At 63.7% G+C, this 23,252-nt stretch carries 39 protein-coding genes and 1 riboswitch; of the genes, 20 read left to right on the plus strand and 19 right to left on the minus strand.

Features of this window, described 5'->3' with window-relative positions; all coding sequences use genetic code 11:
* Nucleotides 1-50: 50 nt before the first annotated feature.
* From FJW10_RS13270 to FJW10_RS13280, 3 genes are all read right to left on the minus strand, one after another.
* Nucleotides 51-242: a hypothetical protein gene (locus FJW10_RS13270; RefSeq protein WP_140644967.1), complete on the minus strand. Its 192-nt coding sequence runs from the start codon at nucleotides 240-242 to the stop codon at nucleotides 51-53.
* A gap of 46 nt (nucleotides 243-288) precedes the next feature.
* Nucleotides 289-501: a hypothetical protein gene (locus FJW10_RS13275; RefSeq protein ID WP_140900443.1), complete on the minus strand. Its 213-nt coding sequence runs from the start codon at nucleotides 499-501 to the stop codon at nucleotides 289-291.
* A gap of 257 nt (nucleotides 502-758) precedes the next feature.
* Complete coding sequence (locus FJW10_RS13280; RefSeq protein ID WP_140831539.1) at nucleotides 759-1,082, minus strand: hypothetical protein; 324 nt, start codon at nucleotides 1,080-1,082, stop codon at nucleotides 759-761.
* On the opposite strand from FJW10_RS13280, the gene FJW10_RS13285 reads away from it, so the two are divergent.
* The 7 genes from FJW10_RS13285 to FJW10_RS30405 all read left to right on the plus strand — a co-directional run bounded on the left by FJW10_RS13285 (nucleotide 1,083) and on the right by FJW10_RS30405 (nucleotide 3,130).
* The gene (locus FJW10_RS13285) at nucleotides 1,083-1,346 is read left to right on the plus strand and encodes a hypothetical protein (RefSeq protein WP_140900444.1); all 264 of its coding nucleotides are present in this window, start codon (nucleotides 1,083-1,085) and stop codon (nucleotides 1,344-1,346) included.
* Nucleotides 1,343-1,648 carry a hypothetical protein gene (locus tag FJW10_RS13290; RefSeq protein ID WP_140684738.1) on the plus strand — a complete coding sequence of 102 codons (306 nt, stop codon included), beginning with the start codon at nucleotides 1,343-1,345 and terminating at the stop codon, nucleotides 1,646-1,648. The genes FJW10_RS13285 and FJW10_RS13290 overlap by 4 nt, the downstream gene beginning before the upstream one ends.
* Nucleotides 1,649-1,765: 117 nt before the next feature.
* Complete coding sequence (locus FJW10_RS13295) at nucleotides 1,766-2,002, plus strand: hypothetical protein (protein ID WP_140900445.1); 237 nt, start codon at nucleotides 1,766-1,768, stop codon at nucleotides 2,000-2,002.
* Nucleotides 1,999-2,325: a hypothetical protein gene (locus FJW10_RS13300; RefSeq protein WP_140900446.1), complete on the plus strand. Its 327-nt coding sequence runs from the start codon at nucleotides 1,999-2,001 to the stop codon at nucleotides 2,323-2,325. Before FJW10_RS13295 ends, FJW10_RS13300 begins: the two co-directional genes overlap by 4 nt.
* Nucleotides 2,322-2,597 (plus strand): DUF1488 domain-containing protein, encoded by a 276-nt coding sequence (locus tag FJW10_RS13305; RefSeq protein ID WP_140644962.1) that lies wholly within the window; start codon nucleotides 2,322-2,324, stop codon nucleotides 2,595-2,597. Before FJW10_RS13300 ends, FJW10_RS13305 begins: the two co-directional genes overlap by 4 nt.
* Before the next feature lie 100 nt (nucleotides 2,598-2,697).
* The gene (locus FJW10_RS13310) at nucleotides 2,698-2,880 is read left to right on the plus strand and encodes a hypothetical protein (RefSeq protein ID WP_140900447.1); all 183 of its coding nucleotides are present in this window, start codon (nucleotides 2,698-2,700) and stop codon (nucleotides 2,878-2,880) included.
* A 100-nt stretch (nucleotides 2,881-2,980) separates the two neighbouring features.
* Nucleotides 2,981-3,130, plus strand: coding sequence for a hypothetical protein (locus tag FJW10_RS30405; RefSeq protein WP_181170404.1), 150 nt, complete (start codon nucleotides 2,981-2,983; stop codon nucleotides 3,128-3,130).
* A gap of 199 nt (nucleotides 3,131-3,329) precedes the next feature.
* Here the strand turns inward: FJW10_RS30405 and FJW10_RS30765 are convergent, their stop codons facing one another.
* The gene (locus FJW10_RS30765) at nucleotides 3,330-3,728 is read right to left on the minus strand and encodes a DUF982 domain-containing protein (RefSeq protein ID WP_246674242.1); all 399 of its coding nucleotides are present in this window, start codon (nucleotides 3,726-3,728) and stop codon (nucleotides 3,330-3,332) included.
* A gap of 152 nt (nucleotides 3,729-3,880) precedes the next feature.
* Between FJW10_RS30765 and FJW10_RS30410 the strand changes: the two genes are divergently transcribed.
* Nucleotides 3,881-4,045 (plus strand): hypothetical protein, encoded by a 165-nt coding sequence (locus FJW10_RS30410; RefSeq protein WP_181177518.1) that lies wholly within the window; start codon nucleotides 3,881-3,883, stop codon nucleotides 4,043-4,045.
* Nucleotides 4,046-4,079: 34 nt separating this feature from the next.
* Here FJW10_RS30410 and FJW10_RS13320 read toward each other — a convergent pair whose 3' ends face one another.
* Nucleotides 4,080-4,385, minus strand: a complete 306-nt coding sequence (locus FJW10_RS13320) for a hypothetical protein (RefSeq protein ID WP_140900448.1) — start codon at nucleotides 4,383-4,385, stop codon at nucleotides 4,080-4,082.
* A gap of 381 nt (nucleotides 4,386-4,766) precedes the next feature.
* Here FJW10_RS13320 and minC point away from each other — a divergent pair, with 381 nt between their 5' ends.
* The 5 genes from minC (at nucleotide 4,767) to FJW10_RS30415 (ending at nucleotide 8,785) form a co-directional block, all read left to right on the plus strand.
* Nucleotides 4,767-5,669: a septum site-determining protein MinC gene (gene minC / locus FJW10_RS13325; RefSeq protein ID WP_140831556.1), complete on the plus strand. Its 903-nt coding sequence runs from the start codon at nucleotides 4,767-4,769 to the stop codon at nucleotides 5,667-5,669.
* A gap of 107 nt (nucleotides 5,670-5,776) precedes the next feature.
* Nucleotides 5,777-6,592: a septum site-determining protein MinD gene (gene minD / locus FJW10_RS13330; RefSeq protein ID WP_140644956.1), complete on the plus strand. Its 816-nt coding sequence runs from the start codon at nucleotides 5,777-5,779 to the stop codon at nucleotides 6,590-6,592.
* The gene (gene minE / locus FJW10_RS13335; RefSeq protein WP_140644955.1) at nucleotides 6,589-6,861 is read left to right on the plus strand and encodes a cell division topological specificity factor MinE; all 273 of its coding nucleotides are present in this window, start codon (nucleotides 6,589-6,591) and stop codon (nucleotides 6,859-6,861) included. Before minD ends, minE begins: the two co-directional genes overlap by 4 nt.
* 323 nt (nucleotides 6,862-7,184) lie before the next feature.
* A complete protein-coding gene (locus FJW10_RS13340) occupies nucleotides 7,185-8,072 on the plus strand; it encodes a DMT family transporter (RefSeq protein ID WP_246674243.1) in 888 nt (295 codons plus the stop codon).
* A gap of 218 nt (nucleotides 8,073-8,290) precedes the next feature.
* The gene (locus FJW10_RS30415) at nucleotides 8,291-8,785 is read left to right on the plus strand and encodes a hypothetical protein (protein ID WP_181177519.1); all 495 of its coding nucleotides are present in this window, start codon (nucleotides 8,291-8,293) and stop codon (nucleotides 8,783-8,785) included.
* 304 nt (nucleotides 8,786-9,089) lie between these two features.
* Here FJW10_RS30415 and FJW10_RS30420 read toward each other — a convergent pair whose 3' ends face one another.
* Nucleotides 9,090-9,572: a hypothetical protein gene (locus FJW10_RS30420; RefSeq protein ID WP_181177520.1), complete on the minus strand. Its 483-nt coding sequence runs from the start codon at nucleotides 9,570-9,572 to the stop codon at nucleotides 9,090-9,092.
* Between FJW10_RS30420 and FJW10_RS13355 the strand changes: the two genes are divergently transcribed.
* Complete coding sequence (locus FJW10_RS13355) at nucleotides 9,554-10,102, plus strand: hypothetical protein (protein WP_140900449.1); 549 nt, start codon at nucleotides 9,554-9,556, stop codon at nucleotides 10,100-10,102. The two genes, FJW10_RS30420 and FJW10_RS13355, sit on opposite strands and share 19 nt — an antisense overlap.
* A 110-nt stretch (nucleotides 10,103-10,212) precedes the next feature.
* Here the strand turns inward: FJW10_RS13355 and FJW10_RS13360 are convergent, their stop codons facing one another.
* Together FJW10_RS13360 and FJW10_RS13365 are read right to left on the minus strand one after the other, a co-directional pair.
* Nucleotides 10,213-10,857, minus strand: a complete 645-nt coding sequence (locus FJW10_RS13360; RefSeq protein ID WP_140831564.1) for a response regulator transcription factor — start codon at nucleotides 10,855-10,857, stop codon at nucleotides 10,213-10,215.
* Nucleotides 10,854-12,251 (minus strand): sensor histidine kinase, encoded by a 1,398-nt coding sequence (locus FJW10_RS13365; RefSeq protein ID WP_140900450.1) that lies wholly within the window; start codon nucleotides 12,249-12,251, stop codon nucleotides 10,854-10,856. The genes FJW10_RS13360 and FJW10_RS13365 overlap by 4 nt, the downstream gene beginning before the upstream one ends.
* Before the next feature lie 547 nt (nucleotides 12,252-12,798).
* On the opposite strand from FJW10_RS13365, the gene FJW10_RS13370 reads away from it, so the two are divergent.
* Together FJW10_RS13370 and FJW10_RS13375 are read left to right on the plus strand one after the other, a co-directional pair.
* Complete coding sequence (locus FJW10_RS13370; protein WP_140831568.1) at nucleotides 12,799-12,981, plus strand: hypothetical protein; 183 nt, start codon at nucleotides 12,799-12,801, stop codon at nucleotides 12,979-12,981.
* Nucleotides 12,982-13,456: 475 nt separating this feature from the next.
* Entirely contained in the window at nucleotides 13,457-13,678 is a 222-nt protein-coding gene (locus tag FJW10_RS13375; RefSeq protein WP_140900451.1) for a hypothetical protein, read from the plus strand.
* Nucleotides 13,679-13,806: 128 nt separating this feature from the next.
* Here the strand turns inward: FJW10_RS13375 and FJW10_RS30425 are convergent, their stop codons facing one another.
* From FJW10_RS30425 to FJW10_RS13385, 3 genes are all read right to left on the minus strand, one after another.
* A complete protein-coding gene (locus tag FJW10_RS30425; protein WP_181177536.1) occupies nucleotides 13,807-13,968 on the minus strand; it encodes a hypothetical protein in 162 nt (53 codons plus the stop codon).
* Between the two features lie 147 nt (nucleotides 13,969-14,115).
* Nucleotides 14,116-14,496 (minus strand): YkvA family protein, encoded by a 381-nt coding sequence (locus FJW10_RS13380; RefSeq protein WP_140900452.1) that lies wholly within the window; start codon nucleotides 14,494-14,496, stop codon nucleotides 14,116-14,118.
* Between the two features lie 59 nt (nucleotides 14,497-14,555).
* On the minus strand, nucleotides 14,556-14,738 hold the full coding sequence (locus tag FJW10_RS13385; RefSeq protein WP_140900453.1) for a hypothetical protein: 183 nt from the start codon (nucleotides 14,736-14,738) through the stop codon (nucleotides 14,556-14,558).
* 246 nt (nucleotides 14,739-14,984) lie between these two features.
* Here FJW10_RS13385 and FJW10_RS13390 point away from each other — a divergent pair, with 246 nt between their 5' ends.
* Nucleotides 14,985-15,134: a hypothetical protein gene (locus FJW10_RS13390; RefSeq protein ID WP_140900454.1), complete on the plus strand. Its 150-nt coding sequence runs from the start codon at nucleotides 14,985-14,987 to the stop codon at nucleotides 15,132-15,134.
* A 35-nt stretch (nucleotides 15,135-15,169) separates the two neighbouring features.
* On the opposite strand, the gene FJW10_RS13395 is transcribed toward FJW10_RS13390, so the two are convergent.
* Together FJW10_RS13395 and FJW10_RS13400 are read right to left on the minus strand one after the other, a co-directional pair.
* Nucleotides 15,170-15,505, minus strand: a complete 336-nt coding sequence (locus tag FJW10_RS13395; RefSeq protein ID WP_140900455.1) for a hypothetical protein — start codon at nucleotides 15,503-15,505, stop codon at nucleotides 15,170-15,172.
* Nucleotides 15,506-15,664: 159 nt separating this feature from the next.
* Complete coding sequence (locus FJW10_RS13400; RefSeq protein WP_140900456.1) at nucleotides 15,665-16,420, minus strand: SDR family oxidoreductase; 756 nt, start codon at nucleotides 16,418-16,420, stop codon at nucleotides 15,665-15,667.
* A 104-nt stretch (nucleotides 16,421-16,524) separates the two neighbouring features.
* Here FJW10_RS13400 and FJW10_RS13405 point away from each other — a divergent pair, with 104 nt between their 5' ends.
* Nucleotides 16,525-17,427 carry an AraC family transcriptional regulator gene (locus FJW10_RS13405; protein ID WP_140900457.1) on the plus strand — a complete coding sequence of 301 codons (903 nt, stop codon included), beginning with the start codon at nucleotides 16,525-16,527 and terminating at the stop codon, nucleotides 17,425-17,427.
* Between the two features lie 59 nt (nucleotides 17,428-17,486).
* Here FJW10_RS13405 and FJW10_RS13410 read toward each other — a convergent pair whose 3' ends face one another.
* The 4 genes from FJW10_RS13410 to FJW10_RS13425 form a co-directional block, all read right to left on the minus strand.
* Entirely contained in the window at nucleotides 17,487-18,434 is a 948-nt protein-coding gene (locus tag FJW10_RS13410; RefSeq protein ID WP_140900458.1) for a DMT family transporter, read from the minus strand.
* Nucleotides 18,435-18,499: 65 nt separating this feature from the next.
* Nucleotides 18,500-19,084 carry a hypothetical protein gene (locus FJW10_RS13415; protein ID WP_140900459.1) on the minus strand — a complete coding sequence of 195 codons (585 nt, stop codon included), beginning with the start codon at nucleotides 19,082-19,084 and terminating at the stop codon, nucleotides 18,500-18,502.
* Nucleotides 19,085-19,135: 51 nt separating this feature from the next.
* A complete protein-coding gene (locus FJW10_RS13420) occupies nucleotides 19,136-19,876 on the minus strand; it encodes a CbtA family protein (RefSeq protein ID WP_140900460.1) in 741 nt (246 codons plus the stop codon).
* A 162-nt stretch (nucleotides 19,877-20,038) separates the two neighbouring features.
* A complete protein-coding gene (locus FJW10_RS13425) occupies nucleotides 20,039-20,248 on the minus strand; it encodes a CbtB domain-containing protein (RefSeq protein WP_140658443.1) in 210 nt (69 codons plus the stop codon).
* Nucleotides 20,249-20,392: riboswitch (adenosylcobalamin (AdoCbl) riboswitch) on the minus strand.
* Between the two features lie 85 nt (nucleotides 20,393-20,477).
* Here FJW10_RS13425 and FJW10_RS13430 point away from each other — a divergent pair.
* Nucleotides 20,478-21,050, plus strand: coding sequence for a histidine phosphatase family protein (locus FJW10_RS13430; protein WP_140900461.1), 573 nt, complete (start codon nucleotides 20,478-20,480; stop codon nucleotides 21,048-21,050).
* 41 nt (nucleotides 21,051-21,091) lie between these two features.
* The gene (locus tag FJW10_RS13435) at nucleotides 21,092-21,472 is read left to right on the plus strand and encodes a PilZ domain-containing protein (RefSeq protein ID WP_348639754.1); all 381 of its coding nucleotides are present in this window, start codon (nucleotides 21,092-21,094) and stop codon (nucleotides 21,470-21,472) included.
* 210 nt (nucleotides 21,473-21,682) lie between these two features.
* Here the strand turns inward: FJW10_RS13435 and FJW10_RS13440 are convergent, their stop codons facing one another.
* Together FJW10_RS13440 and FJW10_RS13445 are read right to left on the minus strand one after the other, a co-directional pair.
* Nucleotides 21,683-22,006, minus strand: a complete 324-nt coding sequence (locus tag FJW10_RS13440; protein WP_140900462.1) for a DUF2934 domain-containing protein — start codon at nucleotides 22,004-22,006, stop codon at nucleotides 21,683-21,685.
* A gap of 98 nt (nucleotides 22,007-22,104) precedes the next feature.
* Nucleotides 22,105-23,214: a mandelate racemase/muconate lactonizing enzyme family protein gene (locus tag FJW10_RS13445; protein WP_140900463.1), complete on the minus strand. Its 1,110-nt coding sequence runs from the start codon at nucleotides 23,212-23,214 to the stop codon at nucleotides 22,105-22,107.
* Nucleotides 23,215-23,252: the final 38 nt, after the last annotated feature.

Raw genomic sequence — 23,252 nt, forward strand, 5'->3', positions numbered from 1 at the left:
CCTTATCCTATAGATGCAGCAAAGCATGTGAGTCACCCGCCTTGGCGGGATCAGGATGTCCTGTGAGCGTCTTCCCGCCGTTTGACGTCTTGGATGTTCAGTTCGACAACCAGCTTTTCGGCGCGGCGTGTCCTGATGCCCACCATGATCTTCTGCTCGACCTCGGCAGGTTGGCCGGTGAAGATGTCGAAGACGGTCCAGCTGTTTGGTCGGTCCATTCGAAGCGCGTAACGGTTTGCCATGCTCACATTCCTTTTCGTTTGCGCCTCAGGCGACGGGCCGGCCTTGTCAGGCCTTCACCATGACAAATACCGACACCGCCAAGGCGACGATCCACAATGTCACATACAGCTTCAAGGCGAGCGGCCCGTATGAAGAGAGACTCGCCAGCCCACGTGTCGCCGCATGCTCCAGGCGCTTGGATCTGACTGGCTCCGCCACGCCAGCGGCCGGCGCCTTGGCGCCGAGTTTGCCGAAGGCGGGAGGCGTCGGTTCAGGCATGGAGACGACCTCGAATATCAAGGTGCTGGCGGGTGCCGGGAACGGCGCGCCGGATAACGCGGCTGTTTGGGCGAGCGGATTTCAAGGGTGCTTCTTCCTGTGTCGGCAAGGGCGAGGATGCCTGTCTTTATAGACGGCCTGGCGGGCGATAGATAGGAATGCCGAAATCGACAGCTGGATTCCGTAAAAATATCGGGTGGAATAATTACGAGGCTCGGAAAATAGCAGAGCGGATGAGAACAATTTCTGTTTGTTTTTCAGTCTCCAAGCGACGCTTTTTTATTTAACCAAGAAAAATAAAGAGCGTCCGCCATCTTGTTCGCAGCGTAATTGGGGTGCATACATAAAATTCGTTGATTTGGTCGAGGTGGCTTTCGTCGCAGTGAAGCCTCGCCATCCGCCTCCGAATTTTCGATAGCGAATGCACTGCGCCGCTCCCGGCGCGGCAACTCGCTTCGTTTGAACCCTGAAATGATGCCGGCGTTGACCACGGATGTACTGGCAGCATCGGACATCGTTTCGGCGGTTCGGCTGGAATTGAAGCGGAAGGCGCATGCGCGCGTTTCCGCAGGAAGCCGCAAGTGACCACTCGCACCACGCCGACCGTCGTTCGCTTCAATGCGGCGTTTATGCTGCCGGGCTTCGATGCGCCGCAGCCGCCCGGCGACTACCCCGTCGATCTCGACGAGGAATCCCTCGAAGGGGCTTCGCGCAGCGCATGGCGCCGCGTGGCCGCCTTCGTTCATCTGCCGGCGATCTCCGCAAAAGGGTCCACGCGGCAAATGGTACCGATCGAACCGGCCACGCTCGAGGCCGCCCTCGTCGAGGACCGGAGACAATCATGACAACGCTCTTGCAACGCAACGCACGCCCCATCCAGCACGGGGCTCCCCCTCGTCTTTTTGACATCGGACAAGCGGTCCGGCTGAAGGGCGGTGTTGGCACCGGTCCGAAGACTGACGAAATCTATCGTGTCACCGGCACACTGCCGCCAAAGGGAAGCTCCCCACAATACCGCATCCGCAGCGACGGCGAACCGCATGAGCGCGTGGTGACCGAGGACAGTTTGGAGCGCGTCGAGACGCCGGCATCGGACAATGGCATTGCCCTCATCGAAAGGACGTTCGGACATGGCCAGGGCACATAAGCGTTCCAACCGCGAGGCCAGGAAGCCGAAGCAGGAAAGTCTGTTTGGCAACCAGATCGAGTGCGCCGTCATCAATGCCCAGGCGAAGGCCAAGGACTGATGGCGCGGCGGACCCCGATGAAGGTCGTGATCGAATTTTATCGCACGCGTGTCGCCGACGACGCGCGTGCCGTCATCGGCCGTGAGACGGCGCTGGCGGCCGATCTCGATAACGCCATCGCGATCGCTCGGCTCTTGGCGAGGACGCTGAATATGCCGCAATGGCCGGACGCCGTCACGATCTCCGAAGCCGATGGCGCAGCCCTCTATTCGGAGATCATTGCCGCGCAGGGAGGCGGGGAAGGACGGATATGAACAGAACCATCTCCAACGACGAAATCGAGCGGGTTCAAAATGCCGTATTCGGGGGCTCGCGATATAACGGCGGCATCTTGGGCCATGACTTCAGCGACCTTCAATATGGGCGCCGCGTCGAATTTGATCATTCCTGGACCGTCTACCACGTCTTCACGGGAATTCCCGCCTATGTCGACGGCGTTCCGATGGTCGGTCTTACCCATGCGCATGCGACGAGAAAGATGTTGGATCTCAATCGTCGCAATGCCGAGGGCCGAAAGGAATGGAATGGGATCCGGTTGGCTCTTGAGCATACCGAAATGCGGGCAGATCAAACATGACGCTTGCCTTTCCAAATCCCAGCCGAAGTTTCGACGAGACGCGGAACGCCGTATGCTTCATTGGGCATGACGGTATGTTCCAGGTCCGCTTTTTCGTCGAAGTAGAGGCATTAGGCACATTTGGCGACCATCCTGGCGGCAGAGAAACTGCCGAGAACGCGTACCTTTCGGCATTCGACGCGTTGCGCAGTTCCATCCAAGACGCCGCAAGCAAAGCTTATGCGCGCGAGCGACGGAACTCCTACACCTTGACCTCCACCGGTTTCCGATAGGCGGGGAGGCGATATCGAAAGAACGAGCATGCAGGCAAGCGATGCGGCGGCTGGCAGTCCTCACCCCCTGGCTGTCGTCTTACGTGAAAGGACAACGCCGATGCGTTCGATGAAAACCCCCGAGGCGCCGCCGGTTGCGATCAAGCCGGTCGTGAGGCACTCGGATATCATGTCAGTGCGGCTGACGATCAGGAAGGACGAGGCAGCACGGCGCAAACTCGCGGACACCGACGGGACAATCAGGCGGGCGCGCGAGATCGCAGACCGCAATCGGCTGATTTGATATTCCGCCACCTTTCGTTTGGGCCTTCTATCCTGTGACCGGTTGCGACCCCAGGCGTACCCAAATCCAAGCCGTACAATGATCCAGCGGGAGAAATGCCATGGCGATGAAGCCCAACTATCGATACGAGCGCAGCAAGCGCGATCAGGCGAAAGCGGCAAAGAAAGAGGCGAAGCTCGCTGCCAAAGAGGTGAAAGGCAAGGTAGTGGAGCAGGAAAACGAGCGCGAGCGGAATACTGACAACGGATGATGCCGCGTCAGGCCAGCCTTGGGACTGCGATGACAAAGCGAGAGTCCGACCACTTCGAAATCGATGTCGAATGCCCTCGGTGCCACCACCAGGCCAAAACACGCGTCGGCTGGATTCGCACTCACACCCAGATGGAGTGCGAAAATTGCGGCGACATCATCGATATTGAAAGCAGGAATTTCAGGTCGCGCGAGGAGTCTTAGGAGGTTACCAGAATAGCGGCCTCGCGGGCGGCGACTATGAACGCCTTTCGCGCGAATGAGGCCGGACGGCGCCCACTATTCGTATCCGCGCAGGCCTGAATGGCCGCTCGATGCTTTTCGCTGCGTTTGCCGCGCCATCTTCTGAGCAGGAAGTCCAGGCAGGCGGCCGCGTCGCCGATTGTCTCCTGCCCCCCGGCCGGATCAGCGATGATCGTTACCGGCTGGTCGAATTTTTCATTTGCCATCACTGCGCTTAGGCCGGGGCGCGCAACATAGCAACCACTGTTTGTTGTGGGACTGTCGGAGGGAATGGGAGATAGGGTCGAGTGGTACGACGTCAGGCAGTTGGTGCGGAACCAGCTGCAAGCAAAGCTCCGTTCGCGTGATGCAGCCAAGGACAGTCTCCTGGACAGCCCGACCCACTTAGCAAGAGGTCAAGCCGGACTGTCCTCGCCGCACCAGCGAGATCGTACTCTGCGCCTTTGTTTCCTGTCTGGCCAGTGGAACCGTTACAAATGAGAGCCATTGAATACCAAGGGGATGCCTTATGGCGAACGATAACGGCCAGCCTACATTTGACGACATCGTCAAAAGGCTGATGCATCAGACGGGCATCACCGAAGCTCAGGCGCTCGAACTCATCCGTTTTGTCGGTTTGAATTGGCCGTCCCTCGTTAGAGAGGCGAAGGCGCTTAAAGTCGGGAAATCGTAGCCGTGTCCGTCGCCGGCCGGCACAATTCGCTTCCCTAATTACCGCTCGTCCAGATCGAGCACCCGACCTTCTGCCCGCTCGCCGCATCCCGCACGGTCTTCGCAAACACCCGCCGCGGGCCGGTCCTGCTGGATGCGACATCCTTGCTCGCGAGATAGGTCGGGTCGCCGACTTCCCAGTGGTAGCGGGTGTTGGCCGGGGCGCGTTCCAGGTGAATTTCGAGCGGTAGGCCACCTTGCCAGGCGTGGTGTCGGCGAACCGGCAGTCGATGGTCGCCGGCATCATGCCCTTGGCGCTCATCGCGCTGACCACCTTGTCGGCGTCGTCGGTCGTCAGCCATTGGTCTATGCTGCTCGTCCGGCGTCCGTGCCAGTCGGCTGGTGCGTCATGCATCCTGCAAGCAACATCAACGCCGCCATGGCAGCACCCGTCTTGCCTGCTCGCGTGCTGCTTTCCCGATCGGCGCCCATGCCCGGCTCCTTCCTGAAAAGTGGAAAGTCTCGAGCAAGAGGATGGTCCGCGCACATCGCTTCGTACATCAGGCGCTTCACATGCTTGGCCGGTCGGGCTCAGCTCATTGGCGGCTCCACGGCCGGCGCTGTGACCGCGCTGCCACAGAACTTAGCCGCATCAGCTGTTAACGGCTCCGATCCCCAAAATTAACCTTTTGTTAACCATTGCCCCGGCACCCTTTAACCATTGAGTAAGGATTCGCTTGGACGTGACCTTCGCCGCCCCTTTGCACAACAAATCGATCCGCTTCCGCGCCCGTTCCTTCGTCGCTTTCACGTTGACGCCGGAGGCGCCGATCGCCGACTGGCTGGAAGGGCTGGATCACTGGATCGCCAACTCGCCGGGCTATTTCAACGGGCGCCCGGTGGTGCTGGATCTGAACGCCCTGCAGCCGGGACCGGAGGAGATCGTCGCCCTCGTCGGCGTGCTCGGCTCGCGCGGCATCCGCGTCTATGCCATCGAGCTGGACGGCGCCGAGCTCGGGCCTGATTTGCCGCCTCTGCTCGCCGGCGCCAAGGAGGCGACCGCCGAGGGACTGCTCGGCCGGGCAGCCCGCAAGGCGCGAGCGGAAGAACTCGAAATGACCGCCGCAGGGGAGCGGGTGCAGGCTATCCAGATGACCCAGTTGGCCACGGAGGTGGCGCAGGCGGAAGTTTCTCCTATCGAGATGTCCGGCGATGAACCGGTCGACCCCGAGCTGGCGAGGCTGGAAGCAGTCAGGATCGAGCCGGCCCAGGCAGAAGCGGAAAAGCCCGGGCAGGGCGCTGTTCCGGCGCCTTCGGCCGGCACTTTGATGATCAAGGCGCCGATCCGCTCCGGGCAGTCGGTCTTCCATCCGCATGGCGACGTGATCGTGCTGGGCTCGGTCGCGTCCGGCTCGGAAATTGTCGCCGGCGGCTCGATCCATGTCTATGGCACCTTGCGCGGCCGCGCGATCGCGGGTTCCGAAGGCAATATTTCGGCGCGCATCTTCTGCCGCAAGAACGAGGCCGAGCTGCTCGCCGTCGACGGCTGGTACACCACGGCCGAGGAGATGGAGGGCGTCTCGCGCGGCAAGGCCGTGCAGGCCTTCCTTGACAACGATGCGCTGTGCGTGGTGCCGCTCGGCTGAGTTTTCAGGCCGCAAGCTTCGGACCGGTTTCGCGTGCCAAAGTTATCAACGAGTCCGCCGTGCCGCGCACGGCCAGAGAATAAAAACCGCCAATGGAGGCTGGATATATGGGCAAGGTAGTCGTGGTCACATCGGGCAAGGGGGGCGTCGGCAAGACGACCTCGACGGCCGCGCTCGGCGCCGCCGTGGCCAAGACGGGCAAGAAGGTGGCGCTGGTCGATTTCGACGTCGGCCTGAGGAACCTCGACCTCATCATGGGCGCCGAGCGCCGCGTGGTGTTCGACCTCGTCAACGTCATCCAGGGCTCGGCGAAGCTGTCGCAGGCGCTGATCCGCGACAAGCGGCTGGAGACGCTCTATCTGCTGCCCGCCTCGCAGACGCGCGACAAGGACGCGCTGACCGAAGAGGGCGTGGCCGAAGTCATCGCCCGGCTGCGTTCTGTGTTCGACTACGTCTTCTGCGACAGCCCTGCCGGCATCGAGCGCGGCGCCCAGCTCGCCATGCGCTTCGCCGACGAGGCGGTCATCGTCACCAACCCGGAAGTGTCGTCGGTGCGCGACTCCGACCGCATCATCGGCCTGCTCGACGCCCGCACCATGAAGGCCGAGCAGGGCGAGCTGGTGCAAAAGCACGTGCTGGTCACGCGCTACGACGCGGCGCGCGCTTCGCGCGGCGAGATGCTGTCGATCGACGACGTGCTGGAGATCCTCTCCACGCCGCTGCTCGGCATCATCCCGGAAAGCCAGGATGTGCTGCGGGCCTCCAATCTCGGCTCGCCCGTCACGCTCTCGGAACCGCTCAATGGTGCCGCAAAGGCTTATCTCGAAGCGGCAAGACGCCTGGAAGGCGAGGACCTGCCGGTGGTCGTCCCCTTCGAACGCAAGGGCTTCCTCGACCGGCTTCTCGGAAGGAGGGCCGCATGAGCATCCTCGATCTCTTCAAGCGGCGCACCAGCGCGCCGGTAGCGCGCGAGCGGCTGCAGCTGCTGCTCGCCTATGAGCGCCAGAGCCGCGGCCAGCCGGATCTCGTCTCCATCCTGCGCGAGGAGATCATGGCGGTCATCGCAAGGCATGTGCAGATCGACCAGGACTACCTCCAGGTCTCGATGGATCGCGGCGCCACCATGTCGACGCTGGAGATCGACATCCAGATCCCCAACAAGAGCGCCGCGCCGCTCGCCATGGCGGGGTGAGTTGATGGGGTAGGCCGATCCGCGCAGCGGATCGGGGAGGGGGCGTGCCCTGACGCTCGTCATCCTCGGGCTTGACCCGAGGATCCATTCCGTGACCTTGCCACGGAGTTCGGCCGTGGAGAATTCTACAATCGTTGCAACGCTTTAGCGTAACGGCATGGATCCTCGAGTCTGCGAGCGTCGCTTCGCTCCTTGCTCCGCCCTGGGACGGCGAAGGCGACAAGCCTCGCTCCCCTTGCCCCATCGATCCGCTTCCCGCTGCCTCACGACAGCGTGGCGCCCGCGCCCTATCTCCATATCCAAACCAGGGATGGAGCCAGGGATTGACCGCAGCACAGGAAGCTAACCAACAGGCCCCTGTCGGCGCCATGCCGGTGCTTGGCCTGCTCGGCGCGATGCTTTCCGTGCAGGTCGGCGCCGCCTTTGCCAAGGGGCTGTTCCCGGTTCTGGGCCCGGAAGGCACGACCATGCTGAGGCTCGCCATTGGCGCGCTGATGCTGGCGGCGGTGCTGAGGCCCTGGAAAGTGCTGCCCTCGCGCAAAAACCTGCCCTGGCTCGCCGCTTACGGCATCACCGTCTGCGCCATGAACATGTTGTTCTATGCCGCGCTCCAGCGCATTCCGCTCGGCGTCTGCGTGGCGCTCGAATTCACCGGGCCGCTGTTCGTCGCCACGCTCGGCTCCAGGCGCCTGCTCGACCTTGTCTGGGTGGCGCTGGCCGTCGTCGGCATCGTGCTTTTGTCGCCCTTTGCCGGTATCAGCCGCGGGCTCGATCCGACAGGCGTGGCGCTGGCGCTGGCGGCCGGCGCCTGCTGGGGGCTCTACATCGTCTTCGCGCAGAAGGCCGGCGCCGAGCTCGGCGTGCGCACCTCCGCCTATGGCATGGCGATCGCCGCCGTGCTGGCGCTGCCCTTCGGCTTCAACGTCGCGCAGCCCTATCTCAGCGACCCGCACATCATGGCGGGCGCCGCCGTGGTCGGCCTGTTCTCCAGCGCGCTGCCCTTCTATCTGGAAATGCTGGTGCTCGTCCGTATGCCGGCCAAGGTCTACGGCATGCTGGTCTGCTTGGAGCCGGCGGGTGGCGCGCTGACCGGCTTTCTGTTTCTGCATGAGAAGCTCGACCTTTTGCAATGCGCTGGCGTCGCCGCCGTCATTGCCGCCGCTTTCGGCACGGCAGTTGCGGCACGGCGGCCGATGCCTTTGCCGGCCTGAATCCATCTTCCGAACACCTCGGCGGCGGCAATGTCCGACCGCATCCAGCGTTGAAATAAGACTTAGGTCCTATGAAAGATTTGCAATAGGTCCGAGTGGACAAGACAAGGGTCGTGGGCCACTTCCTTATGCCTTGCTGATTGGGGATGCTTATGCTGCGACATTGCCGGTGGGGTAGTTCGGCCGACGGGCTGAAGGGCTGGCATGGGGAGAACGGAATGCGCGCATCGCGCGGGGGCTGCAGGCTAGTCTTGCCAGCGCTGGCTGCGTTGGCGTTTGTCGTCACACCTCTCAGTTTCTCCACCGACGGTCTCGTCGTGACCAAGGCCTATGCCGGCAAAGGTGGCGGCGGCGGTGGTAACGGTGGCGGCGGTGGAAACGGGAACGGCGGCGGAAACGGCGGCAACAGCGGCGGCGGAAACAACGGTAACGGCAACGGGAACAGCGGAAACAGCAACGGCAATAGTGGCGGCAACAGCGACAATGGCAACAGCAGCGCGAGCGCGGCAAGCGCCGCCGATGTCGATAATCACGTCAACGCTGTAACCGGCGACAAGGTCGAGGCCACACGCAACAGAATCCAGGTCACGCACCGCAATGGAATGAAGGAGAGGATCGAGAACGGCCGGTTCAGGATGGAAGACAAGTACGGACGCACCATCGTCGACCGAAAAGCCACCATGGCCGATCTCAATCGCCTGAAGAATTTGTGAGACAGAGTTTGTGAGAGCGAGGTTTTATCGGGATTAGATCTTAAGGGACCGAAGGTCAGCGCTGCAAAATCAGGTTGCCACCTTTTGCTTCGTCTCTGCGGTCCTGATCGTCTTGCGGTAGAACTTGGCTACTCACCTTACCCCCGCCTTCGTGCGGGGGTAATTTTTTGCGCGGTAGAACCTGTCGTTGCGACATTGGTCAGCCATGGCGCCGGAAATGGTCCGACTGGCCGGGGCATGGGTCGTGGGCCGCTTTCGTCGCCCCGCCGGATATGAATTCTTCAAGACACCGGTTCCGCCTCGGCTATGCCGCGAGCGGAACTTCGGCCATGCCGAGATGGAACCGGAACGAGGAGAGAAGATGCAAAACATTCCTTTCAGCAAGCTCGTCTGGCTCGCCTTGCGCGCTTCGACCGCGCTGGCGCTCACCGTCACGCCTTATCACCTGACGCTCGACGGCGCCAAGTTGGTTCCATCCGCCGCCTATGCAGAGGGCGAAGGTGGTGGTGGCGGCGGCGAGGGTGGCCATGGTGGTGGCGGCGACGGCGGTCACGACGGCGGCGACCACGATGGTGGCGATCATGACGGCGGCGACCATGACGGTCAGGGTGGCGACCACGATGGCGGTGACCACGACGGCCAGGGCGATGATCACGATGGCGGCGACGACGGCGCCGAACACGATCATGGCGAAACTGTCGATGACAATGACGATCAGGGCGAGGACAATGGCGACGCGCCGCCATTGGTTACGCCCAACTAAGGCTGATGAGAGCGACCCGGGCATTCAGCACAGGCTGGTTCATACTGCGTGCCTCCAGCGCGCTGGCGCTGACCGTTGCGCCCTGGCACGTCATCTTTGAGGGTACACCGAGGATTGCCGTAGCCACGGCCGATGCCGGCAACGGCAATAACGGTGGTAATGGCGGCAACGGCAGTGGCGGCAATTCGGGTTCCGCCGGCGGCTCGAATTCCGGCAATAGCAATGCCGGCGGCAATTCCGGCAACAGCAATGCCGGCGGCGGCAACTCCAATGCCGGCGGCGGCAATCCCAATGCCGGCGGCGGCAACCCTAATGCCGGGCCGGGCAACAACAGCGGCAAGGGCAATACCGATCCTGGCGGCAAGAACAGCTACACCAACGCTGCAACCGGCGACACACTCTCGATCGATGGCGACAAGGTTACCGTCATCCATCGCAACGGCATGAAGGAGCAGGTCCAGAACGGCCGTTTCGAGATGAAGGACGCGCAAGGCCGCACCATCATCGAACGGCAGGCGACGGAGGAGGATCTGTCGCGTCTGCTGAACCTGTGAGGGTTGAGGAATTGAAGAACTGAAGATCTGGGGAATTGAGGAGCCCTTTCTTCTTCAAATCTTCAAATCTTCGATTCCCCAATTCCTCAATTCCTCAATTCCTCAATTCCTCAATTCCTTTCCCTCGCCTCATGCATCAGCAGCGCCGCCTCGGTGCGGTTGCGCACGTTGAGCTTGGCGAGCACCCTGGTCATGTGATGCTTGACCGTCTTCTCCTGCAGCGACAGCCGGGCGGCGACCTCTTTGTTGCTGAGGCCCTCCGCGACAAGTTTCAGGATCTCGGCCTCGCGGCCGGTGAGTTGGCTGAGCGGATCGGGCTTGCTGCCGGTGGGCTGCAAAAGGTCGGAAAGCAGCCTCGCCGAGAGGCTCGGCGATACGTAGCTTTGGCCGCCGGCGACGTCGCGCAGGATCTCGGCCAGCGCCTTGGAGCCGACGCCTTTCAGCACATAGCCGCGCGCGCCGGCCTTCAGCGCCTGGGCGACGTCGGCGTTGGTCTCCGACACGGTGAGCATGACGACCTTCTGCTCGGGCATCGCTGAAAGGATGCCGGCCAGCGCGTTGAGGCCGCCGCCCGGCATGCTGATGTCGAGCAGAAGAATATCGGGCGTGCTGGCGCGCGCCAGCCTTTCGGCGTCCTCGGCGCTGGCGCCTTCGCCCACAAGTTCGAAGCCGCCTATCTCGCCGAGGCTGCGCGCCACGCCCTCGCGAAACAGAGGGTGGTCGTCGACTATTGCGATGCGGATGGATGTGCTCACGGTTGCTCCTCGACAGACAAGGTGATCACCAGCCTGGTTCCTCCCGGGCCGGTCAGCGTTTCGAACTGCCCGCCTATGCTTTCGATACGTTCCCTGAGGCCGGCAAGCCCAAGGCCCTCGCTTCGGGCCGGGTCGAAGCCGGGGCCGGTGTCCAGCACCTCGACCAGGAATTTGCCGCCTTTCGTCGTGGCTCTGACCTGCTGGCCCTTGCCCTTGCCGTGGCGGAAGGCGTTGTTCAGGCCTTCCTGCACGAAGCGATAGATGCTGATCTTTTCCGATGTGCCGAGTTCCGGCAAGCGCTCGGGCAGGGTTAGCAACACTTTGGTGCTGGTGCGCCGCTCATGCTCGGCCACCGCCAGCCGCAAAATGTCGGCGATAGCCTGCGTTTCGATCTGCGGCAACACCAGCCCGTTGCAGATGCCGCGTATCTCGCGCATCGCCTCGCCGAGCGTCTTGTGGATGCCGGCGATCTCGGCCTCGCGCAGCGCGCTCGATGTGGTCGGATCGACCAGCACCGGGCTGTCCATCCTGAGCGCGGCGAGCGCCACCAGTTGCGCCGGCCCGTCATGCAGGTCGGCGCCGATACGCCGCAGATACCGCTCGTTGATGGCGGTGGCGCGGCGCGAGGCGCGCTGGACGCGCTGGCGCAGCGACGAATTCTGCGCCAGCGCCGCCTGCAATTCGGCAACCTTGGCCTCGAGCGCAGCCTGTTGGGTGACGATGGTGCGGCTGCCGCGGAAAACGATGCCGGAGAGCAGCGCCAGCGCCGCCGCGGTGGCGGCCGCCACCACCAGCCACGTCCACAATAGGGCGGAGTGCAGCGATTCCTCGAAGTCGCCGGACAATTCGTAGAATTCGGTCACGGCGACGACCTCGCCCGACCAGGGCTCGCGCACCGGGTTGTAGATTTCCAGCAGCGGAACGTCCATCGACCGCTCCTTGTCATCTTCCTCGTCCTCGAGCCTGTTGTATTTGACCATGATATCGCCGGCGAAAGCGGCGATGAGATTGGCGTTGGGCTTGATATGCATGCCAATAAGGCTCGCGTCCTTCGAGTAGAGGATCGTGCCGTCCCGCCGCCACAGTTTGAACGACACTAGTCGTTTCCCGAGCGCGCCTTGGCCGAGCGTCTCGTCCAGCGCCCGCTTGACGGTGTCGTCGAGCTCCTGGCTCTTGCGCATATCGGGCAGCAAGGGTGCGATCACGCTGTCGACATAGAGCGCGGTGGTGGCGGCGGAATTGTGCAGGACGCCGTCACGGATCTGCGATGTCACCCACAGCCCGACCACGAGCATCACCGCCAGAAGGCCGATGCCGCCCGCGATCACGAACTGCCAGGCCAGGGAGAGCCCGCTCCAGACTCGTGCAAGTCGCTTGAAATATCTCCCAAACATCGGCCCCGCTCACCCACCCGCTTGCAAGATTATAGGCGAGGGACGGCAATTGCGACACCGACCTTGGTCCGTGCCCATGGGGAAGGTTAATGGCGACGGGTTTGCGCGCTCGCGAACGGTCGGGCTTGGTTTCGCCAGCGGCAAGGGTGGCTCTCCCCGAGCGGCAAAAGCCCGCGTCATTCCTGTTGACGGAGAAGACGCGGGCCGGCTGCCACCTGAAATTATGGATGATTTTAGCAAGACAACCACCAATCGAGCGCCGGGTCCATACCAAAAGACGTATAACCTGCAAGATATAGCGCCACACCGCCCGCGCCTTGGCCTGAGGCGGTCTTTTTATCGGGCGTTGTAGGTAGAGACATATAGCGGCGGACCTGTCGGATGGATCGGCATGCAACCCGTCCACATTCGGCAGGCCGAGCCGCACCCTCGCGGCAGAAGACGCGGCAAAATTTGCCCCCAAAAGAAGTCAGGGCCACGGTGTTGATGGGTCGAACGGCCGCCGCATATACGATGGGCTTCACCTTGCGCTTCTTGGCAACGCACTATGGACGCCGGCACAAAAAAACAAAAAAGAAACCAGCGGCTGTCGATCTTTGAGCTCGAGGCTTTGCGGGAAGCTTTCAGGCAGTCCGTTCGTGAGAACGACGTCGCTGAAGCGGAATGGGCGCAGCACGCCGAGCTTTTCGTCAGGAGGGCGCTGCAAAAGGGCGGTCTTACGGGGGCTTGAGCGTTCGGGCGTAGAGCAATTCCAGCAAAAAGTGTGAGCGGTTAGGCTCGGCGCTTCCCCGCAGCCTTCCGTCCGGAATTGCGGCATCACGTCTCCAGCCGGTCGGACCATTGCGCTGGCGCATAGGACCTCAGCGACAATTGCGGGCGCAACGGGAAACGGACACTCTATCCGTGCGCCGGCTTCCCCCCAAGGAAACCCAATGGTCGGCGCTTTAGCCCGGCTTGTCTGTCAAAGAGCCGTACTCTTTTACCGCCAAGGCAAGCCGGGCTACCCCAGCCGCCGATCCGGCGCGCTCTCATGCTCGATACCGCTTGAAACAGGGCGCAAACTTAAAGAAATGCGCCTTCGCGGGTATCGTGACGCATGGAGGTTCCGCCGCGCCACCGTCGAACCGGGAACGCGTTAGGGTCGAGGCGTCCGGCCCGCCGCTTTCGACGGAACGAAAAGCGGGGCAAGCGCGTTTTCCGCCGCTATGTCGAGGATCCTTCACCATAGCAAGGCCGAAAGGGCTTTTCAGGCCTCGGTTGCCGAGGCCGAGCGCCTGGCGCGCGCGCAAAAGAATGCCAGGCTGAAGGATCTTCGCACCCACGCTTCATGGCTGGTGCTCGACCCGCAGGCAAACTTCCAGGAGGAGATCGACTGTTCGGCGTTGTTCGGCGACCTGTCGATCCGAAAGGTCGTCCGCGACGGCTAGAGCAATTCCAGGAAAAATGTGTAACGGTTTTTCCGTCCGGAATTGCATAAGCACGAAGAGTTAGAGCCGTTCGGCGCTTCCGCGAAACGCTGAACCGCTCTTTAGCAATGAAAACGGTGGCTCGAGCCTCAGACCGCCTGTAGCCCGACTGCGCCATCCTCGCGCGACATCTCGATGAGCCGCGCGACCGCCCATGGCGCCATCAGCGCGAAGAACGCCGTGACATCGAGGAAGAGCGACCGTGCCAGATCGAACCCGCTGTGGTCGTAGCAGACTGCGAACTCCATCACGCCTGACCCCTTGTTGACCCACCCATTGCGCCTGCCATTTCACGCGCTCGGCGAGCATGACCCTGATTTGCATAAATTACAAGGGACAGCTAATTTAGCTGCCGGGTGAGATTCCGCCAGGATGCGCGGCTGCGCCGGCTGAAGGATCTAGGCCGGCTTCGGCCAGAACAGCCAGGCGAGGACCAACGCCGCAAGCACCCAGAGCGCGATCATGAAGGCGAGCCCGGCCTTGCTCGCCGGCTTCTCGCGTCGCGCGGCCTCTTCGCGGAATTCCTGCATCAGACCGGGCGGGACCAGCTTGACCGCGAGCATGATGCCGACAGGCACGATCAGCAGGTCGTCCAGGTAGCCGATGATCGGGATGAAATCCGGGATAAGATCGATGGGGCTCAGCGCGTAGGCGGCGACTGCGCCCGCGGCGGCTTTTGCATACCAGGGCACACGCGGATCGCGGGCGGCGATCCAGAGCGCAACCACATCGCGCTTGATCTTGCGCGCCCACCGCTTCGCCGTATCGAGTATCGACATGCCGCTTATATATGGGTGCGCGGGTCTTCAGGCCATTTGGCGATCGATGGCTCGGCCTCTCAGGCGCAGTCCTTCAACTCGACAACCTCGACGCCGAGGCGGTAGGCTTGGCCATCGGCATAGGAGCGAGCATATTGCTCGGCTTCGAAGGGAAATATGAGTGTCGTGCCGTAGGCGGTGACGCGCACCGTCCACTTTTGGCCCCTGACGAGTTCAACGCCGTGAAGCTTCGCCGTAACCATCTCACCCTCCTCAGATCCGGCACTTCGGCGACATCCGCATAACGTCGCCAAAGTCATTTGAATGCAAATAATCCGACTTAATCGTGTCGCTGCGGTGTGGATTCCGACATTGGGTCGTTTACGTCCGTGAAATGGTTCACCGACAGCGGCGCTTTTTTTTCGGCCGGGCCGCGAGCGGGCTGGATGGCCTGCCTGGAACCGCGACGGCTCCAGCGGGTTAGATTCCTGGTCCACAAGGAGATCGCCATGATCCGCAAGCTGAAATCCGGCGAATACAGGCTCTACTCGCGTAAAACCGATCCGAGAACCGGCAAGCGCCGCAATCTAGGTACCTTCAAGTCGCGCGAAGCGGCGGAAAGGCACGAACGCGAAGTGCAGTATTTCAAGCGCCATTAGACGGCCATCGTCCCACGACAGGGCTCAGCCCCGGCTCACCCATGCGGTCGCGGCGGGGTGCGTGGGCGAGGGTGGCCCGGCACGTTCGAGCCGATATGGTCCAGGTCGCAACGTCGCGTCACCATCTCGATCGACCTGGTGTCGACGGTCACGCGCCCCAGAACCTGCACGGTCGTGCGTCCGAGATCCTCGTCGACATGCACGACTTCGCCCTCGAGTCTGAGCTTGTCGCCAGCCTTGGCATTGGGCTCGACCGTCGAATATTTATGGCTGTCGCCGTCGAGCCTCAGCATCACGCGGTCCTCGGTGCGTTCGACCACCGTGGCGATGACAGCCACCCTGTCGCCTATCTCCACTGCCGGCCGTGTCATCGCGGCCTCCTTTCCGCCCTCGGCGGTATCTCGCCGACGGAGCCGGCTGGCGCCACGCTGTGTGTCGGCAGCCGCTGAAATAAACGGCAAAACAAGCATTTGGTTGCCGCCGGCCGCCTGCAGAGGCCGGCGTTGACCCCCGGCGTTTGCCCGCTGCCCTCAGGCCGACAGCGCCAGGGCGACCGCATCGGCGCCGGCGGGAAAGCGCAGCGTGCCGGTCGTGTCGTTGACGGCCCGCCACACGCTTTCGGCGACATCGGCTTCCCTGGTGGTCAGCGCCCCGGTCATCGCCGGATTGGCGAGATTGCCGAAGATTGCCTTGGCGAACTCGGCATAGGCCTCCGGGATGAGATCCTGGACATTGACGCCGGTGTTGGCGGAGAACCTTGTCGTCGGGCCGTAGCCGGGTTCGACCAGCTTGGCGAGCACGTTGAAGGGCGCGAGTTCCAGCGCTAGCGAGCCCGTGAAGCCTTCGATTGCCTGCTTGCTCGCGGTATAGGGCGCCGCCAGCGGGAAGGGGGCAAGCGCGGCGCTCGACGTTACGTTGACGATGACGCCGGAGCGCCGCTCGCGCATCTGCGGGATCACCGCCTGGGTCATCGCCATGACGCCGAACGTGTTGGTCTCGAAGACCTTGCGGATATGCGTCATCGGCGTTGCCTCGAAAGCGCCGGCGACGCCGATGCCCGCGTTGTTGATCAGCGCGTCGATCGACCCGGCCGCCTCGACCGCCGCCGCGATGCTGTTGTCATCCGTCACGTCGAGCGCAAGCACGCGCAGTGACGGCGAATGCGGCAGCACGTCATCGCGGGGGCTGCGCATGGTGGCAACGACGTTCCAGCCATTCGAGAGGAAATGGCGCGCCGTTTCCAGGCCGTAGCCCGAGGAAGCGCCGGTGATCAGGACGGTTTTCATGGGATTGGTCCTTGTTGCTTGGTGTTCACTGCGGCAAGGTTTATCGCCAAAATTCAGGACTATCTACAATTGACAGTCCACATTTTGTTTGCAAAAGTCCGGATATGGTCGATCCACTATCCGAAGTCATAGGCCTGCTCAGGCCGCGCGCCGTATTCACCAAGGGCATCAGCGGTGCCGGGCGCTGGGGCGTCCGCTACGCGGATTTCGGCCATCCAAGCTTCGCCATGGTCATCGAGGGAGCTTGTCGGCTGGCGGTGGACGGCCAGCCGCCTTTGACGCTGGAAGCAGGCGATTTCGTCCTTTTGCCGACCACGCCTGGCTTCACCATGACGGGCTTCGAGCCGGTCATTCCGACGCTGATCGATCCCAACCTTGCCGCGGCGGCAACGAAAGAGCTGCGTCACGGCAAGCAGGACGGCCCCCCGGATCTGCGCATGCTTGGCGGCTATTTCCTGTTCGATGGCGAGGATTCCGGCCTGCTCGTTTCGCTGCTGCCCGGTCAGGTGCATGTCCGCGGCGTCGATCGGCTGTCGACCTTGGTCAAATTGCTTATCGAGGAGGCCTCTGGCCGGCATGCGGGGCGCGACCTGGTGCTTGCCCGGCTGGTGGAAATCCTGCTGGTAGAATCCCTGCGGCAGACGCAGGCGCCCGACGCGCCGGCCGGCCTGCTGCGCGGCTTGGGCGACGCGCGGCTTGCCGAGGCGATCCGCCGGATGCACGCCGATCCGGCGCGGCCGTGGACGATTGTCGAACTGGCGAAGGAGGCGGCGCTCTCGCGATCCGCCTTCTTCGACCGTTTCGTGCGCGGCGTCGGCGTGCCGCCGATGGAATATCTGCTCGCCTGGCGCATGGCGTTGGCGAAGGACCTGTTGCGCCGCGAGCAGGCGGACATCGCCGAGGTCGCCGCGCGAGTCGGTTATGGCTCGGCGAGCACGTTCAGCACCGCCTTCAGCCGTCATGTCGGCCAGCCACCCGGCCGTTATGCCCGGTCGGCGGCGCACTAGGTTCCGCATGTCGACTGCTGTCGCCGCCACGGCAGCGGGCTCGCGGCGGCCGGTTTGATCTACCTAACGCTGATCAGAGCCGTGCCGACGATGGCCAGCAGCGCGCCGGTCCAGGCGGCCGCGGTCGGCCGCTGACCGCTGCGCAGCCACAACATCGGCAGGATGATGACCGGCGTCATCGAGGACAGCGTCGAGATGATGCCGGCATTGCCGGTGCGCAGCGCGGCCATCAGGCAGGACATGCCGAGCGAGGTGCCGACGAAGGCGGAAAGCACGGCGAGCCCGACCGTGCCGAACCGGACGGCCTCCCGCTTGCCCCTGCCGAACGGCGTCGCGGCGAGCGCGATGAACAGGATCACGGCTAGGCCCGAGCGCAGCGCCATGGCGCTGAACGGCTCGACGCCGGCGGCCATGGCCGGCCGCGCCAAAAGGGTGCCGATCGCCTGGCCGAATGCGGTCGTGACGCCGAGCACGATGCCTGGTCCCAGGCGCCCGGTGAGCGGCGGGCCGGGCGCGGTGCTGACCGGCACGGTGGAAGGGGTGAGGACCGGCATCGCCGGCGCCAGGTCGCCGCGCATGAGGAACCGCCGCGGCATGCCGATGGCAAGCACGATGCCGGCAAGCGCCAGCGCCACGCCCAGCGCCTGCCAGCGGCTGATGGTTTCGCCGAGCACGAGATAGCCGAGCGCCAGGGCGAAAGGCGAGGTAAGCGAGAAGAGCAACGCCGTGATACGCGGGCCGACCGAATAGATGGTGGCGAAATAGGTCGTGCTGGCAATGCTGATGCCGGCGAAGCCCGATCCGGCAAGCAGCCAGAACTCCCTTGGTCCGATCGTGTGCCAGCCGCCGATCGCCAACGACACCGAGCCGGTCATCACGAAGGTCGCGAGCATCTGCCAGCGGGCAAGCTGGAGCAGGGGAACGCGGCCCTTGAGCTCGCTCAGGAACATGGAGCTCAGCGCGCTGCACAAGGCGGCGGTGACGGCGAAGGCTTCGGGGGCGAACATGGCTGGCGGCTGCGAATCCGGGAACCGGACAATTGCCGATGCTTACGCCGGCGCGCAGCGCTCGGCTAGGCCGCGCGGGCGCGCGGCGTGCCGAAGATGGACCATGCGGCGACGACGAGCGCCGCCATCGTGGCAAGCAGCACGCAGAGGCTCGGCAGGTGGAAGACCATGTCGCGCCATCTGGGCTCGACGACGGCGCCGGTGCTGAAGGCCTCGCCGCTATACTGGCACAGGATCCACGACGCGCCGCTGCGCACCATGTCGGCGTCGATATCGGAGATTAGTGCTTTCGCGTTGCGTTCGGCTGAGGGCATCGTCGCCATATAAGTGAGCAGCGCCTTGGCGGTGGCGAGGTAGGCGTGGCTGCATTCGTTGAAGGGGCTCTCCTCGTCGCCGAGGCTGCCCGGCATCAGGCCCCAGAGGCAATAGGTGAATTGCAGATTGCCGTGATTGTAGAGCCGCCGGAAGGTCGGGTCGGTCGCGGTCTGGCGCTGGGCGAGCTCGAGGATCTCGCCGCGGTAGCGCGCGATCACGGCCATCTGGCCGTGGGTCAGGCTCGGGATCTGGATGCCGGGAGGAGGCGGGGCGAAGGATCCGCTATGCGCTTCGGCGGGTGCTACCGCCGTCATGATCGAAAGGGCGGTTGCCAAAAAGAAAATGGCCGCCAGGGCAAGGAACCGTGGCGGCCGACGCATCGGATTTCAGGCGAAGCGGCGGGCAGGGCTGCGCTGGTCGCGCGCCGCGACCACGCGCTCGGCAACCGCGCCGAAGCCGAGCCCGACGACGGTCCATAGCACAAGCTGGATGCCGAGCGAGGCGACGCGGAACTGCCACAGCACCGTCGCCGAGAAGTTCTCCGGTACTTCGTTGATGTCGGGCAGGGCTGCCTTCACCAGCGCGAAGACCACGAGGAAGGCCAGCCCAGCCACGATCGAGGCGTTCCAGGCGCCGAGCCGGGTCCACAGCCGCTGCGCTAGGCCGACCGCCGCCACCATCGCCGCGATCGAGACCACGATCATGATGAAGAACAATTCCGTGCGGTAGCCGATGGTCTCGGCATTGCCGACCGCGGGCGGGTTGGCCGGGTATTTGAGGCTGGGCACCACGATCACCGCCAGGAAGCCGAGCAGCGCTATGAGCGCCGAAGTGCCACGGGGCCCAAGCGAACCCAGCCGGCCATAGGCATAGGCGAAGACCAGCGAGAACAGCCCGCCGAGGGCGGCGCCATAGACCAGCACGCCGGTCGCGAGACCGATGCCGGCCTGCGTGACCCGGCTGACCATGTCGGGCTGCGGCGCCTCGCCGGCCGCCTGGGCCTGCTGTTCCTCGAAGGCGATCGCCTTGTCGACCTGCGGCTCGCCATAGACGCGGGCGAAGGCGAATGCCAGAATCCCCGCAACCAGCCCGACAAGCATGCCGCGCAGCAAAAGTTTTCCGACCATGTCGTTAACCCTCTAAGCAATTCCAGGGAAAGTGCGTAGCGGTTTTCCCGTCCGGAATAGCGTTAAACCAACCCAGCAATTCCAGGAAAACTGCGTGCCGGTTTTCCGTCCGGAATCGCGTTAGACCAGAATCGAAGCGAGTTCAGCGATGCTGACCCCGTCTTAGTGGCAGGGGAAGCCGAGCAGGTGGCGGCCGTCATGCACGAATTCGTGCACATAGGTGCCGCGGATCAGCGACGTCGCGCCTTCTTCCGCCCCGACGAAATAGATCGCCAGCATCAACAGCAGGCCGGCGAAGATGGCCCAGGGCAGAAGCTCGCGAACCGGAATCGCAACCGGACCGTAGCTGGGGGCGAAGGTGGTGTCGGACATATTGACCTCCCGTGGGATACTGCGTCCCGTTGATCGAACAATGCTGCGGAATAAGGCCTGACTTTCGGCTGGTGCCGATCACAGTGGCGCGACCGTGCCGGACTCGCACCGGCTTCCAATCCCGTATAGCGCTAAAACACTTGTCAGCACTTCGTTCGCCTGTCAACGACATGTAATGGCCAACACGGCTTCGCGCGGCCGAAATTTCACTGGACCAGGGAGTTTTGGGATGCTCGCCCGCCTTACGATGATCGCAAACGGCGCGACGCGGTCCATGCGCAAGAGGCGCTTTCCGAGTGACGAGGGGCTGGAGCCGCAAGCCATCGACCGCGCCGCTGCGCTGGCCGTTTCGCTGCGCCGCGCCGACCGCGTCTGGACGAGTCCGGCGCTTGCCGCGCGGCAGACGGCCGAGGCGCTCGGCCTCGAGGCGACGGTCGAGCCGCTGCTTGGTGAGCAGGACTTCGGGCGCTGGGCCGGCAAAGGCTTCGAGGAGGTGCAGGCAGAGGATCCGGAAGGCATGGCGGCTTGGTTCGCCGATGCGGACGCGGCGCCCCATGGCGGCGAATCGCTTGCCGCCGTCGCCCGGCGCGGCGCCGCGCTGATGGAGCGCCTCGCTTCCGAGAGCGGTCATACCATCGGGCTCACGCACGCCCTGCCGATCCGCGCGGCCATGGTGCATGTTCTGGGCGCGCCGCTTTCCTCGGTCTGGAAGATCGACATCGAGCCGCTGTCGCTCACCGAGTTCCGCGGCGACGGCCGCCGCTGGGTGCTGCATGCGAGCGGTGTCATCGTCTCTGGTTGAACCCTCTGGGCGTGAAAGATCCCGATGAACGCGGTCGGCCTATGAAGCTGCCGTTCCGCGTTTCAGTGATTGCTAACGGAACGGAAACGCCTCGCTGCTATGGTGCTGCCCGGTTGCGAGGAGAGCCTTGCCTGAGGAGCCCGTCGGATATGGCCAATTTTCCCGAGACCGAGCGCCGTCTTCATGCGCGCGAATTCGTGCTCAAGGAAGCCACGATCATCGCCGCCGGCGTTAGGATCGGCTGCTCGGTCAGAAATCAGCACGAGCAAGGTGCGGAATTGCGCATCGGCGCCGATGTGGAGATCCCAGACCGCTTCCTGCTCGAGGTCCCGGCCGACGATACGGCCTATCGCGCTTGGGTGCGGTGGCGGCGCAACGACCGCATCGGCGTGGCGCTCTACAGCAACGCGCCGAAAGACTGATACGCGGGCTCGCCGCTCAGCAATTCCTGATTTGATCCTGCCCAAGGCGACGTGCAACCTGGCATATCGGGAACGCAGCCGCCGCGAGCGCGTCCACTGCCGGACCAGCAGGGATTTGCGAATGAGCAGGACAGCCGTTTGGGTGGCGCTGCTCGCTTACCTGTTGCAGGCCGTGCTTCCCACCTCAACTCGCGCTCGATTTAATATGGATCAACTCCGCCCCTTCGCTTTCAGACTCCGCGCCGCCTGCTCGATCGCCGCGCGGTCGTTGCCCAGCCGGTCGAGCAGTTCCTGCGCCTCATCGCCGGAAATGCCGGTGCGCATGGCAAGCGCCTCCACCGTGAGCACATCGGCGCTGTCGATCTCGCGCGTTTCGGGCAGAGCATCGTCCGCTGTCAGCGGCAGGGCCGCCTCGCGGTCGATCTCCAACTCGGCCTGTTGCCAGTGCCGTTCGTGATTGCCGAGGATACCGCCCTCGCGTTGAAATATCTCATAGGCACGCTGCCTGATCTTCTCGGTCCGATCGTCGTCCATTGCCGTTCCTCCTTGCGTGTCACGAGAACGCAGGACAGGGCGGAACGATCCGTGGCATCGCGAAGGTGATCGACCGGCGCTGTTCCAGGCGCGTCCGCTCAGGGCCCGTAGATGGCGACCGGCTTGCCGAACATGCCGGGCTCCGGTTTCACGCCCAGCCCCGGCCGTTGCGGTACGGCGATGTGGCCTTGCTTGATGACGATCGGGTGCTTCGCGTCGAAATGGCCTTTGATGTATTCCTGCGCGATCCAGGCGCCTTCCATGCGGCGCGGCTCGACCGTGGCGGCCAGATGCACGCAGGCCGCCGCGATGATGTCGCCGCCCCAGGCGTCGTCGCAGCTGTGCGGCAGCGAACGGATGGCGCAGAGATCGCGCACCGTCGTCATCTTGGTGAGGCCGCCAAGCCGCGTGACCTTGAAGCCGAAGCCGTCGGCGATGCCGAGCGAGATCGCGCGCAGCACGGCGTTCTGGTCCTCGGTGCTTTCGTCGAGATAGACCGGATGCGTGATGCGGCCCTTCAGGGTCGCGATCTCGTCCATCGTGTTGCAGGGCTGTTCGAAGACGAAGGGGATTTGCTGGCAGAGCCGGTCGAGGTGTATCGCGGCGGCGACCGTCAGGCCGCGGTTGCCGTCGACCGCTAGCCGAGCCTTGTAGCCGACCGCTTCCCAGACCTTGTGGACGACGGCCACGTCTTCTTCCAGGTTGCGCCCGCCGATCTTGATCTGCAGGCGCGGATAGCCTGCCTTCACTTTGTCGGCGGCGATCCGCGCCGTCTCGTCCGGCGCCCCGACGATCAGCGAATAATAGGCCGGCACGCGGTCGGTCAGCGCGCCGCCCAAAAGCGTCGAGACCGGTACGCCGAGCTTTTGGCCGAGCAGGTCCAGGAACGCCATGTCGAATGCGGCCTTGGCGTAGCCGTGCCCGCTGAGCCGCTCGTCCATCTGTTTCGCCAGCAGCCTGATCGAGGCGATCTCCGAGCCGATCAGACCCGGCGCGATTTCGGCGATCGCGGCGCGGGCGCCAAGCGCATGATGCGGCTGGTAGACCGGGCCGATCGGACAGGTCTCGCTCCAGCCGGCAAAACCATCATCGGTGACGATTTCGACCAGTGTGGAGTCCAGCGCCTCCACGTCGGCGCTCGCCATGCGGTAGACACCGCCTTTGACTGGCAGCTGCGCCGAATAGACGTTGATGCGGTCGATACGCATACGGGCTTCCCTCCGAAGGACACGTCGGTAACGGGGCC

It is taken from the genome of Mesorhizobium sp. B4-1-1, from assembly GCF_006439375.1.
Taxonomy (GTDB): domain Bacteria; phylum Pseudomonadota; class Alphaproteobacteria; order Rhizobiales; family Rhizobiaceae; genus Mesorhizobium.